Below are 12,236 nucleotides of genomic sequence, written 5' to 3' on the forward strand. Positions count from 1 at the left end.
GGTTGGAATTTTTTTCCAACCTAATTGACACTATTTATTAAATGTTATTAAACGTTAAAGCGGAATTCCATGATATCGCCATCTTGAACGATATATTCTTTTCCTTCTTCACGTAAGCGCCCAGCTTCTTTTACAGCCTTTTCAGATCCATATTTTACTAGATCCTCATATGACATGGTTACTGCACGAATAAAACCTTTTTCAAAGTCTGAGTGGATAATACCAGCTGCTTGAGGAGCTTTCATCCCTCGCTTAAAGGTCCAAGCACGGACTTCTTTTTCACCAGCTGTAAAGTAAGTTCCGAGTCCTAGTAGATGGTAAGCAGCTCGAGTCAACTTATCAACGCCTGATTCTGTCAAGCCAAGTGCTTCAAGAAATTCTTGCTTATCTTCATCGTCTAACTCAGAAATTTCTTCCTCAGCACGCGCGGAAATAACTACTACCTCAGCATTTTCTGTCGCTGCGAATTCACGAATTTGCTTCACATATTCGATAGAATCTGGATCTGAAACTACATCCTCATCCACATTAGCAACATAAAGAACTGGTTTAGTGGTTAAAAGGAAGAGACCTTTGACAACCTTTTGTTCCTCATCTGTAAATTCAATAGTTCGAGCTGATTTTCCATCCTCAAGGACTGGTTTAATCTTTTGAAGAACGTTAAACTCTGCTACTGATTCTTTATCTTTTTGCGTACGTGCCATCTTTTCTACACGCGCGTAGCGTTTATTAACTGATTCTAAGTCAGCAAGAATCAATTCTAGGTTAATGGTATCAATATCTGCAAGTGGATCCACAAAGGCGTCTTCACGTCCTTGCTCGCGCATCACATTTTCATCATCAAAAGCACGAACTACGTGAACAATCGCGTCTACTTCACGGATATTGGCCAAGAATTTATTACCTAGACCTTCTCCTTTTGAAGCTCCTTTTACAATCCCTGCAATATCTGTAAACTCAAAGGTTGTTGGAACTGTCTTTTTAGGAGTAATCATTTCCGTTAGTTTTTGTAGGCGTTCATCTGGAACTTCCACCATCCCAACGTTTGGATCAATAGTCGCAAATGGGTAGTTTGCCGCCTCTGCTCCTGCTTTTGTAATTGCATTAAAAAGGGTTGATTTACCAACGTTTGGCAAACCAACGATGCCTGCTGTTAAAGCCATAGTTTCTCTTTCTCCGTTCTCATTTCAATCCCTAACATTATAACACAAAAAGGGAAAACTTGCTAAAATTCCTTGATATAGCTATTTCCCATAACTGAAATAATAATTTTATGGACTTTTTTAGGAACTTTTTAATTTTTCAATAGCTTTTTCATAAAATGAAGTAGCATTTTTCTGATTGTCTTTGGATAAGTGGCTATAAATATCCATGGTCATAGAAAGTTTTGCATGGCCGAGCCGTGTTTGGATTTCTTTGTATGGCAGGCCAGCATTCAGCAAGATACTAGCGTGAGTGTGGCGGAAAGCATGAAAGCATAAGTTAGGGCAACCAGCACGCTCCAAATGTTTTACTAACCTGAATCTAAGCGTCCTAGCGTCTATATGCTTATCAAAGCTATTAGAGAATACTTTCTCATAGGTCAAACCTATTTCTTTCCCTATCTGGGATTGTCTTGCTTTATATAGCCGTAGCATGAGCACCGTCTTATTATCCAAGTCAATCACTCTAATACTTGATTTAGTCTTAGGGCTAGTGATTTCTTTTATAACATTTAATGTTTTATTTACGTCTAGTGTACCTTTCTGCAGGTCAATATCAGACCATTCTAAGGCTAGACACTCACGAATACGCAAACCAGTAGCTAAAAGCGTCTTATATAGCACCGTATCAAAGAAATTTTTGTAAGTATTTGGCAACTGATCCAGGTAAGCTAAGAACTTTTTCAAATTCTCATCGTCCAGGTATTTCATTTTTTGCCCTTCTTTTTCCTTACGTCGTGGAATAATAACCTCACGGGCGGGATTGAAGGGGATAACTTGCAAAGATACGGCATATTTAAGTATACGTTTGTTTAGAGAGTGAAGGAGCGGATATTCTTGGTATCCTTTGCCTAATTGATTGTAATCTTTTGCCCACTGGTTAACTTGACTTTGAATGATTGGGGGCGTCAGTTTATCCAGCTTATAATCTCCAAAAGCTGGAAGTAGATATTTATCTAGTTTGATTTTGGTACCCATTAGGGTGGATTTTTTAACCGTATGGCAGTATGTTTCTAACCAATTCTCCACCAGTTCGGCATAGGTATTGATTTGAACCGCATTATATACTGTTGACCCACCTTTTTCAAACTCTATTTGAGCCTGTAACGCTTTGGTTTTGAGTTCCTTCTTGTTTCGGCCTGATATAGTCGTCTTTACTTTCTTACCGGTTACGGTATCTGTACCCAGATAGATACTGGAGCGATAGACTATCGACCCGTCTTTCTTTTTATATTCTGTTATTTTCATGATGATAAACCTTTCTAAAATACATCAGCAGGCAAGCTATTATTAAAAAGGTTTTAGATTGTGGTTTATATCATGCCAGGGCTTCACATATTGCCCTGTATTCGATTGTTTTATGTAAGGTTATAATTTATATAAGCAAAGACCAAAGTATTGTACGAGATTAATTATTTATTTTTCAAATTATCTAAGTTGAATAATTTAACAGTTAAATCATGAATAACTTCTTTTTGATCATCTCCTAAAGCTAAAAACTTATATATTGTTTCCATTTCTTTATAATTAAAACTAAGTAAACCCAAGAAATCCATTAAACTACTAGATAAGGTTTCACCATATGTTATTTTAATTTTCTCTAATGGTAATTCTCCAAATTGTGAAACTACACCGCTAACCTTCCAAGCTCTATCAACTGGGAAATTTTCATGAGTTTTTTTCACTAGTTCTTGAGTATCTCTAAAATCACTATACCCCAACAGATACCCAACGTTTACCCCGAAGAAGTCAGCTAGTTGCTGAGCTTTTTCGGGTTTAATTTGGCTTTCTCCGTTTTCCCAGCGTGATAGAGTCTTTTCTGATATGCTCATTTCCTTTGCTATTTCCTTTTGAGATAGCTTTTTTTCTTTACGTAACTCTTTCAATCTATTCATTTATATCAACACCTTTCAAACGTATTATATCATTCTTTTTCTCAAAACAGACAAAAAAAGTCCAATAAAATAAAAAATATCCTTGACAAAGACATAAAATGTCTGTATAATCAAATTAAATCAGACATAAAATGTCTGTTAAAATTTCCAGCGTAACACTTTTAAATCTATTATGCTGGAGATAGCTTTTAAAGATAATAGAAGGGGGTAAGACATTTGAAAAATAATATGCGTGTTATTTTAGCAAAGAAACGCTTGAAGGTGGCAGATGTTGCAAGAGAAACAGGGCTATCAAAAAGCACTTTGACGGCATTGTATTATGAGCGTTCAAAAAATCCGACTTTTGAGACATTGCAGAAAGTAGCTGACTTTTTAGAAGTTACGATTGATGATTTGTTAAAGGTTGGATAAATAGAAAGGAGCAAACCAATGGAACTAGTCTACATGGACGGTAAGAAAGAGCCGTATACACTGAGTAGTATTGTGGCAGAGTGTACAGGATTGCAACATCACACGATAACCAAGACGATCCGCAAACATCAAGCAAGGTTTGAACGGTTCGGAAAGGTTGGATTTAAAATCCAAGCTATGGAAAGTGGCCAGAATACCAAGGACTATATTTTGAACGAACAACAAGCGACCTTGTTAGTTACATTCTTAAAGAATACCGAGCAAGTGGCCAACTTCAAAACCAATCTTGTCAAAGCATTCTTTGAAATGCGCGAGGAACTTTCTAAGTTTCGTATGCAAAGGGCTCTAGAAAAGCCAAAAAGAAAAACACTGCATGACAGTATTGAGAACTGGGAACAAGCACCAAAGCACGCGCATAGTACCATGAATAACTTACTACTAAAGGTAGTAACCAACAGGAACGCTAAACAGTTAAGGGAAGAACGTGGAGGCTGCAATGGCATCGATAGCTTGACCAGTGACGAGCTGGAGCAATACCAGGCATTTGAGGACATGGTAATAGCCATGATTGGCTTGAATATGAGTTATCAGGAAATCAAAGCTATGGTATTCAGAAATAAAAAAACACGCCTAGAAAGCGCGTGAGAGCAACAAAAAAGGCTTACCGAGACCAATCAGCAGAGCCTTTCACACTAACACTAAAACGAATTTAACAAAAAGCAGGCAAGCTATTATTAAAGAGGTTTTAGTAAAGATTTATACCTAGATTATAGCATATTTAGGACATTTTGACCATACGGAGAGCGCCAACTCTTTAAACTGGTACTTTCTCACGCTTTCAATTTGGCGAGTCTGAGCGTGAGGATTAGCGTTATAAGAAACAACTCAAAAAGCCCCACGCTCAGAAATTTGGCGACCGAGAGCGTGAGGCTGCAGGCAAGAAAAACTGTATAAGAAACAACCATTCAAAATCCCCACACTCTCCGACGGCAATCTTGAGTGTGAGGATATCCAGTATAGTAAAAAAGCATTAAAAAGCCATCAGGGCAATTACATAGACAAAGAAACAGAGGTAAACACCATGACAGAAACAACATACGAGAATTTAACTAGACGTATAGAAAGAATTAGCGCAGAGATGCGAGAAATTAGCGAAAAAAACGACCTAGGAAGGCTTTCTTTATTGGCAAGTCAGACAAAATCCATCAAAGAAGATTTATCCCGCTTACTTTGGATTGAACTTCCTGAATTGAATGCAAGCCATAAAATCGAGGCAGTCTCTAAGAGCACTACGGGAATGTTTTTCCACCCTGGTATTTTTGAAATGGACGCTATGAGACAAGCGTTCTTTAAACGCCAAGCCAAGCACTTTTTTGACAACGAAGCAGAGCAGCAGGCGTATATAGAATATGCTGAAAAGGAGTATTTAGAGGCTACTATAACCTTAAAAGATATTCTTTTTAATTCTAAAAATGCTAATCAGAAAGTAAGTAAAGATCATCTTATAGAGCAGTTTGAGGAGGCAATGCAATGACAACAGACCTAGACAACATGACACAAGCAGAATTTGATAAACGAATGGCTAAGATCAAGGCAGAAAATCCAAACCTATTCCAGTTTATCGCTGATTTTGTAGATCGAAAAGTAAGCACCGAAGAGGTGGACGACTTCCTGAAGATGGAACGAAGCGACCAAGTGGACTATATCAAGAACTATCAAGCGAGGGCATAGCATGAATGAACTAGATTTAAGCAACACACAGGCGGTTATCTTCATGGTGGTGTTGATTAGCCTACTGCTTTATCTAAACCACCGAGACCGCAAAAAAAGTGCCCAAATTGAGCGAGAAAGTAAACAGACGATAGAAACACCTAGCGAGGATTTAAACCCTGATTATGGGCGTTATATCCAGCTTGCAGGGGTCAACGTATGGGGAGGAATTGAATGAGTCTAACAATGAATGACAAGCGAGTATTAAGACTAATCAAGGTAGGGGCTGAGAACTCCATAACAGGGGCAGAAATCAGCTTAATGACCAAGTTAGCAGAAAGAACCGTACAGGACATTATCAGCCGTCTGATCACGCGCTACGGTGTTCCTATCGTTGGGGTTCGGCATGGAGCTTTTAGAGGCTACTTTATCCCAGCTAACAAAGAGGAGCTACTGGACGGAGCAAAGGCATTCTATAACCAAGTACAAGAGGAGCAGAAGCGTCTGACTGTCCTTTTGAATGCCGATTTAGAGAGCTACAAGCAACTACTGAAAGGAGCTGATGAATATGTTTAGCCTCAGTAAAGAGAGCGAAAACGAGCTAACTCATGGCGTTCTGGAGCTTGTGGAGAACTACCTGGAAGCGCGTGATACAGTCAAACCACGGTTGACAGGGTTAATCTCAGCTCAGGAAGCCATGGACGAGTTAGATATAAAGTATAAGACACTCCAAAAGTGGGAAGATGCTGGGCTAAGGCGATACCAGCCCCCACTAGAAGATACCAGAAAAATCTATTATAGAGTTTCGGACGTGCTGAAGTTTCTGGGGGTGGAAAATGGCTAGCTTTGAAAGATTCCCCGGACAGAGAAAATCTGTCCGGACTACCAACGGCTACACTTGGAAAAATAGACAATTAACGCTTGAGCAGCGCAAAGAGTTACAACAATTAAAGAAAATGAAAAAGAAACGATTGAAAAACCAGAAAGGATAACTAATGACAGAAATTAAAAAACTAGGACAAGTTCCTGCTGAGACAATAGGGCCATCTGCTAGCATTTTGACAGGATTGTTGAGACGCGGGCAAGTATTGGGTATATCGGCGCCAAGAAGATCCTTAAAGACTAGCGTAGTTATTTCCCTAGCTTTATCTTTAGCCCAGGGGAGTAATTGGCTAGAGTGGAAGAGTAAAAGAGCTTTCAACGTCTTGTATATCAATACGAATCATAAAGAAAACGACTGTTTTAGTAAGTTCATGCAGATTGCCCAACTTTTAGAAGTTGAGCAAAAAGATCTTGACAATATTTCTATCTTAACTCTTCCAAAGTCAACGGCCTTAGAAGATTTAGCCAAAGTTGTAAAAGATAAAGTACCAAACAACGCTTTTCAAGTGGTTATTATTGATAGTATTGATAATTTGAAACTACTACAGTTCGGGGGCTCCTTAGGGGATTATTTGCAACAGATTAACCAACACGTAGGCGGCGGCCTGATCTATACACAAAGTCATAGAGATAGACCGAAAGGGACTACGGAAAGTTCAGACCTTGCGCAGTGGTCAGAGTCTCTAGCTCATTGCGATAGCTTGTTGGAATTTTTCAAGATGGAATTAGATCCAGAATTGTTACGCCTAGAGAGGCTAGAAGCCGTCTGGGATTTGGCCAAGAATGTAATGACTACGCACAATAAAAGATATTTTCAGCTAAACGTAACAAATGATTATATCAGTTTTAAAAACAAGAGAGCAACAAGCGAGGATTTACGAAATCATATTGAGGTAGCGCTAGAGCATTTACCTACTGAACAGACACAGGAAATTCTACGACTTTTTGATAACATAGATTTGCCGTTAAAAACGCGAACTTATTGGAGACTTGAAGCGGTCACCTCGGAAGCTGATTACGACGGGGAGAAAAATTTTCTTTTCTACTACCCACAGTTGATAAATGATAAGGAGAAAATATTAGCCTATCACGAACCAGGGTTACCACTTTCCAAAGAACAGAAAGAAAAAGCATGGGCTAATGAAGAAACGAAAGAAAAAGCGACAAACAAATTAAAATCTATGATAGCAAACTTTGAACAGGCGCATAATAGACTACCCAATAAGTCAGAACTTTCTCGTTTTGCCAAAATCAGCAGACCTACTTTAGACAAATTAATTGATGAGTCCGATAATAACATAGTGGTCGTCGATGGAATGATACAAGAAAATCCTGCTTATTAACAGTTTTAAATATGTAAAGAGTTGTAAACTTTACAAATGTAAAAGTTGTAAAAAGGTGTAAAGAAAGTGTAAAAATTTTACATGATTTTACACCTTTACAAACGTAAACTTTACAACTCTTTACAACTCATTGTAAAAGATGTAAAACAGTTATTTTTTTACACTTGTAAATTATAAAACATAACTCAAAAAGCATTAGTGTTATTGGATTTTTTAGGAGTTGTAAAGGATTGTAAATACTTGTAAATTTTACAGATGTAAAACGTGGGACATGACTAGAATAGCCTAGCGTCAATTCTAGTTTGTCCAATTTTCGTGAAATGTGGAAGTAAGGAGCAGGAACAGGGGCGATTGAGCTACGCCCCCTGTAACCCTGTCCTTTAACACTTCCACGTTGCGCGGATATATATTGTAAAAAATGGAGTAGTGAACTAGTGGTAAAGAAGAGATTAAATAAACGAGTTATCCAAGACAAAAATTTTTTAGCCTTCAAGTCAATGCCCTACATGGAAAATATTGGAGAGGTTATTAAGTGGGCTGGTGAGAACGAACCGATGAGATATATTTTTGATAGAGTAAGAAAGTATTTAGTATTTGATAAAGCTATTTGTAAGTGGCAAGGTAGGAATTATGGAAAACAGTCCAGGGAGTTGCTTTCTAAAACCCCACGTTTAAGGTACATCACAAAGAGTATATATGAGAAGATGGAAGAAAGTGAATTGGATCTTCTTCCACCACAAAATGGAGGTTCTGCTTCTTATATTTCTGAATGGGAAACTTTTAAAAACAGTGAGCTTGTCCAGACCTTGAAGCATGAAGACAAACTACTAAAATATTTTGTAATTTTAGCTATACAACAGGGGTATATTATTCTCGATAACCGTAAAAAATTTGTTGGTATTGATTATTAAAAAATAGAAAAAGGAGAAATAACATGACATTAAAAACATTTTCAGACAAAGCAAAAACATTCACTTTCACTTACGATTTTAAAGACCTAGATACTGCTATGGTCGCAGGTCACGCGCTACTGGGATATATGACTGGGACATATTGCCAGCCTGCAATCTCATTGAGCTACAAGGATAAAGGCACACTAGTAGCTGATTATGTGGAGGATCACAAGCTAAACAAGACTTTCAAGCGTATTTGTGACAGTTTCAAAGACTACTACAACCAACCAGTGGACGATGAAGCATTTGAAGAACGTTACAAACAGGCGCGCGTGCTTCAACTCAAAGAGTCAGAGGACTTTGAGAGCTTACTGGAAAAAGTAACAGACTACGAGCTGGAGCTATTAGACTATGCTGATCGCTTGCTTTCTGACAAACCTATCCCTATGGACTCTATGACCGCTTTTGGTACATTGAAAAAGCTGGACGATGAAAGTATTAGCCTACTCCAAAAGTTGGACGTAGAAGGCGAATATAGAGGCCTTGCAGGTTATGTGGGGGCCGAGGTGGAAAGCTAGAACTATCAAGAGAGGCACTAGCCTCTTTTTGTGGTTTTATTACTACTAACCCAATCGATTTGGGTTTTTCTATATAAAGGTATTTTGAACGAATGGAAGTTATAAAATCAATAACCATAGAGACATTTATAAAGCCAATGAAAAACAAGAATATCAGTTATGGTATAGCTGAGTTGGACGGTAGAAAACTAGAAATAGACTTAGATAACCTGTATATCACCTTTGAACGTGATCATTTTGATTTAGCAAGAATACCAGGAACCAAGGGAGGTAATCGCTACTTCTTTCTCTGTCCTATTTGTGGTAATCGATGCAGAAAACTCTATAAGAGACTTTTGCTATATGGTTGTGGATCATGCCAGAAAATACACAAGCAAACACTGAATCGAAGTAAGACAGATTGCCAATACTATTGGGAGAGAGCGCTGAGGGAAGCTAGAAAGGTGGAGCCAGGTTGGAGTCCCAAACGTGGTGGATATATGTTTGATAGTTTCCCAGAAAGACCAAAATACATGAGACAGAAACGATATTACAAGCATTATCAAAAGTTTGTTAACTACACCAGAAAAGGAGATAGCTTTTGGCTGAATGGATTGAGCAATCTGAAGTAGCGTTTTGGAGCATTTCCAAACAAACAAATCTTAATCAAGATCAAGGAAAAAAAGAGTTATATAAATATGGTTTAGCTTTAATCAATTACAAGATACTAAGCAGGTATGAAGGCGAGATATGAGGCAGAGATACCCCCTTTTGTTTAGAACGGGGCTAGGTATTGTTCGGATATAAGAACGCTGCCCTCTTCTGTGCAAAAAATTCCCTTTTTGAAATGTTTATAGATATTAGGGAATATAGTATTATCAGGAAGTTAGCTGGATTTTTTGCCTCCAAAGCTACCACTCAAATATCCCTTTTCCAACCACAAAAAAAAGTACAAAGGAGTACCAGCGTGAACGTTGAACAGATTGAGAAAAAACTAAAGAATTGCAAAAAGTCAGATATGATCATAAAAAAATTGCAATTAAAGCTAGACAGTTTAAACCATGGACTATTAGCTGGAGCTAACCAAACTGACACAAGAGTAACAACTAGCAAAACAAATACTACTGAAAATAAACTACTTGAAACCTTGCAACTAAAAGACGAGGTAATAGAGCAAATCAATGCCCTTGTAAACGAGCGTATAGAAGTCATGGACTTGATAGACCAGTTAGATGAAATTGAGGAGTGGTTAGTATTGACAATGTTATATGTGAATAACCTCCCTTTGGCTCAGATTTGTAGGGAGATGAAGATAAGCAAGGTTAATGTATATAGAATTAGGAAGCAAGCCATGGAGAACTTGGCCAAGGTGGGAAATGTGATTTAGATTTAACTTTACTACAAAAATTAGAAGTGTAAATGTTGGCAAATGTAGGCATAGGCTTCATATTTGCCCATATTTTGCTTTGTTTCGTACTTGAGAACTAAAACTCCACGGATAAACTACAAGCTCTTAGAAACGAAACTAGGGGCTTTTGTAAGGCTATAATCTTATAAACCACGCGCTTCATGGTATGCTTCATGGTATAATATACCTATCAGCAACCTGCAATTAAAAAAGCACGTTTGACCGTGCTAGTTTCTTGCCTGCTGAACTCGTCAAATTCTAGCCCTTTTGTGGGGCTTTTTTTGTGGACTTTTTAAGATTTTTTAAGAACTTTTAATGATTTCTAATCAAATGTGATTTTTAAAAAACTCAATAATATCAAGAGTTTAGGCACCCTAAAGAAGTTTAAGGGGCTGATGATAGTAGTCTAACACAAAAAGGGAAAACTTGCTAACCCTCTAACTAAGGGTTCTTAGTCAATAATCTTATTCATTTTTCGTTCAAAATCATAACGACTCATCATAACAAGGTGGTCACAATTGCTACATTTGATTTTGATATCTGCCCCTACACGTGTGATTTCCCAACGATTGGCCTTTTTGCCTGTTGACTTGATGGTACAAGCGTGTGGTTTTTTCATCTCAACAAAATTTCCAACTTGATACATACTACTCTCCTTTTCTTTTTTGATTATATCATAAAAGAGGCGAGCCAGGCTCAACCTCTTTCACTTAATTTGTTCGAACTGGTGTAATAAGCTGCATGAAGTCTTCGTCAGTATCTGCTGGCACAAGAGTAAATGGACGAACAGCTGAGATAAAGCTAATAGTAACCTTTTCGCTATTTAAAGCCTTGAGGGAATCAATCAAGTAAGTTGGGTTGAAACTAATAGTTAAATCATCCCCGGTCACCTGCTCCGTATCGATTTCTTCGTTTACTTTACCAACCTCTGGAGAGTGAACATGGGCGCTAACAACTCCACCTTTAATTTCAAGCTTCACAGTACCATTTTGAGTCGCACTTGATAAGAGACGTGCACGTTCCATAGATTGACGCAAATTAACCACATCAAAAGTAATTGTAGTATTAAAGTCTGTTGGAATCAAGCGATCTGTATCAGGATAATTACCTTCTAGGAGACGAGTGTAGAAGCTAATATTTTCGCTTCTAAAGAGGATTTGATTATTTGCAAAGAAAATCTCTACAGTTTCAATATCATCTGTAAATACCGCTGAAAATTCGCGTAAAGAGCGGCTAGGAATCACCACATCGAAATCATCTCCATTTTTTTCAAGAGTCAATTTCTTCTGGCTAAGGCGGTGTGAGTCTGTCGCAACTGTTTTTAGTTCCTTGTGTTGGCTCAATACGAAGTGGACACCTGTTAAGATGGGACGACTTTCTTGCGTACTTGCAGCAAATGCTGTTTCATTGATAATTTTCTTGAGTAGTTTTGTTTCAAGAACCAAAGGTGTGCTAACTGAAATTTCTTGGATACGAGGATACTGTTCGCTATCTTTTCCTTTTAGAGTAATTTCTGATTTACCACTTGTTAAGACAATTTGTTTTTGTTCAATCTCTTTGAAATCTAGCGTTACATCTGGAAGACTGGATACAACATTGATAAAGAAAGAGGCTTCTAGAAGAATCGAACCTAAAGAAGTGATCAAGAGACCAGCATCCTCATTCTTTTGGGAAATGAAATTTTCAATGGAGATTTGCCCATTTGATCCAATTAAAGTAATTCCTTCATTGGTAACGTCAATTTTGATTGTTGATAAAATTGGAATAGCATTTTTTGAGCTAATTGCTCGTTTTGTAGTATTTAAGGCTTGTAGAAATAAATTTTTATTGATTGAAAAATGAATCATGGATTCTCCTTTATTTATTTTTAGTATTAGAAAGTTAATAGTAATAATAGAGTGTGTGAATTCTGTGGAAAACTGAGTGCTATTTAGT

19 protein-coding genes are annotated in these 12,236 nt (G+C 37.6%); 14 read left to right on the forward strand and 5 right to left on the reverse strand.

Annotation, left to right across the window (positions count from 1 at the left end; translation table 11 throughout):
* Positions 1-47 precede the first annotated feature (47 nt).
* From ychF to ACT17O_RS00760, 3 genes are all read right to left on the reverse strand, one after another.
* Positions 48-1,163 (reverse strand): redox-regulated ATPase YchF, encoded by a 1,116-nt coding sequence (gene ychF / locus ACT17O_RS00750; protein ID WP_001218702.1) that lies wholly within the window; start codon positions 1,161-1,163, stop codon positions 48-50.
* Positions 1,164-1,283: 120 nt separating this feature from the next.
* The gene (locus ACT17O_RS00755; RefSeq protein WP_444817527.1) at positions 1,284-2,450 is read right to left on the reverse strand and encodes a tyrosine-type recombinase/integrase; all 1,167 of its coding nucleotides are present in this window, start codon (positions 2,448-2,450) and stop codon (positions 1,284-1,286) included.
* 164 nt (positions 2,451-2,614) lie between these two features.
* Positions 2,615-3,097, reverse strand: coding sequence for an XRE family transcriptional regulator (locus ACT17O_RS00760; protein ID WP_241007374.1), 483 nt, complete (start codon positions 3,095-3,097; stop codon positions 2,615-2,617).
* Positions 3,098-3,313: 216 nt separating this feature from the next.
* On the opposite strand from ACT17O_RS00760, the gene ACT17O_RS00765 reads away from it, so the two are divergent.
* The 14 genes from ACT17O_RS00765 (at position 3,314) to ACT17O_RS00830 (ending at position 10,280) form a co-directional block, all read left to right on the forward strand.
* The gene (locus ACT17O_RS00765) at positions 3,314-3,508 is read left to right on the forward strand and encodes a helix-turn-helix domain-containing protein (protein ID WP_000794674.1); all 195 of its coding nucleotides are present in this window, start codon (positions 3,314-3,316) and stop codon (positions 3,506-3,508) included.
* 18 nt (positions 3,509-3,526) lie between these two features.
* Complete coding sequence (locus ACT17O_RS00770; protein ID WP_206283788.1) at positions 3,527-4,153, forward strand: Rha family transcriptional regulator; 627 nt, start codon at positions 3,527-3,529, stop codon at positions 4,151-4,153.
* 436 nt (positions 4,154-4,589) lie between these two features.
* On the forward strand, positions 4,590-5,042 hold the full coding sequence (locus ACT17O_RS00775) for a hypothetical protein (protein WP_206283789.1): 453 nt from the start codon (positions 4,590-4,592) through the stop codon (positions 5,040-5,042).
* Positions 5,039-5,239 carry a hypothetical protein gene (locus tag ACT17O_RS00780; protein WP_045616691.1) on the forward strand — a complete coding sequence of 67 codons (201 nt, stop codon included), beginning with the start codon at positions 5,039-5,041 and terminating at the stop codon, positions 5,237-5,239. Before ACT17O_RS00775 ends, ACT17O_RS00780 begins: the two co-directional genes overlap by 4 nt.
* A gap of 1 nt (position 5,240) precedes the next feature.
* Complete coding sequence (locus ACT17O_RS00785; protein WP_206283790.1) at positions 5,241-5,456, forward strand: hypothetical protein; 216 nt, start codon at positions 5,241-5,243, stop codon at positions 5,454-5,456.
* Positions 5,453-5,794, forward strand: a complete 342-nt coding sequence (locus ACT17O_RS00790; protein WP_206283791.1) for a DNA-binding protein — start codon at positions 5,453-5,455, stop codon at positions 5,792-5,794. The genes ACT17O_RS00785 and ACT17O_RS00790 overlap by 4 nt, the downstream gene beginning before the upstream one ends.
* A complete protein-coding gene (locus tag ACT17O_RS00795) occupies positions 5,787-6,062 on the forward strand; it encodes an XRE family transcriptional regulator (RefSeq protein WP_241007375.1) in 276 nt (91 codons plus the stop codon). Before ACT17O_RS00790 ends, ACT17O_RS00795 begins: the two co-directional genes overlap by 8 nt.
* Positions 6,055-6,210, forward strand: a complete 156-nt coding sequence (locus tag ACT17O_RS00800; protein ID WP_013903991.1) for a hypothetical protein — start codon at positions 6,055-6,057, stop codon at positions 6,208-6,210. The genes ACT17O_RS00795 and ACT17O_RS00800 overlap by 8 nt, the downstream gene beginning before the upstream one ends.
* A gap of 3 nt (positions 6,211-6,213) precedes the next feature.
* Positions 6,214-7,443 carry an AAA family ATPase gene (locus ACT17O_RS00805; RefSeq protein WP_206283792.1) on the forward strand — a complete coding sequence of 410 codons (1,230 nt, stop codon included), beginning with the start codon at positions 6,214-6,216 and terminating at the stop codon, positions 7,441-7,443.
* A gap of 434 nt (positions 7,444-7,877) precedes the next feature.
* Complete coding sequence (locus ACT17O_RS00810) at positions 7,878-8,354, forward strand: hypothetical protein (RefSeq protein ID WP_061408170.1); 477 nt, start codon at positions 7,878-7,880, stop codon at positions 8,352-8,354.
* A gap of 23 nt (positions 8,355-8,377) precedes the next feature.
* Complete coding sequence (locus tag ACT17O_RS00815) at positions 8,378-8,914, forward strand: hypothetical protein (protein ID WP_206283794.1); 537 nt, start codon at positions 8,378-8,380, stop codon at positions 8,912-8,914.
* 101 nt (positions 8,915-9,015) lie between these two features.
* Positions 9,016-9,525, forward strand: a complete 510-nt coding sequence (locus tag ACT17O_RS00820; RefSeq protein WP_338401460.1) for a hypothetical protein — start codon at positions 9,016-9,018, stop codon at positions 9,523-9,525.
* Positions 9,495-9,647 carry a hypothetical protein gene (locus ACT17O_RS00825; protein WP_206283795.1) on the forward strand — a complete coding sequence of 51 codons (153 nt, stop codon included), beginning with the start codon at positions 9,495-9,497 and terminating at the stop codon, positions 9,645-9,647. Before ACT17O_RS00820 ends, ACT17O_RS00825 begins: the two co-directional genes overlap by 31 nt.
* A 264-nt stretch (positions 9,648-9,911) precedes the next feature.
* Positions 9,912-10,280 (forward strand): DUF1492 domain-containing protein, encoded by a 369-nt coding sequence (locus ACT17O_RS00830; RefSeq protein WP_241007381.1) that lies wholly within the window; start codon positions 9,912-9,914, stop codon positions 10,278-10,280.
* A 472-nt stretch (positions 10,281-10,752) separates the two neighbouring features.
* Here the strand turns inward: ACT17O_RS00830 and ACT17O_RS00835 are convergent, their stop codons facing one another.
* Both ACT17O_RS00835 and dnaN read right to left on the reverse strand, forming a co-directional pair.
* Positions 10,753-10,947: a DUF951 domain-containing protein gene (locus ACT17O_RS00835; RefSeq protein WP_000285184.1), complete on the reverse strand. Its 195-nt coding sequence runs from the start codon at positions 10,945-10,947 to the stop codon at positions 10,753-10,755.
* A gap of 64 nt (positions 10,948-11,011) precedes the next feature.
* Positions 11,012-12,148 carry a DNA polymerase III subunit beta gene (dnaN, locus tag ACT17O_RS00840; RefSeq protein ID WP_444817528.1) on the reverse strand — a complete coding sequence of 379 codons (1,137 nt, stop codon included), beginning with the start codon at positions 12,146-12,148 and terminating at the stop codon, positions 11,012-11,014.
* Positions 12,149-12,236: the final 88 nt, after the last annotated feature.

This window comes from Streptococcus sp. HJ1, from assembly GCF_052399005.1.
In the GTDB taxonomy this organism is placed as follows: Bacteria; Bacillota; Bacilli; order Lactobacillales; family Streptococcaceae; genus Streptococcus.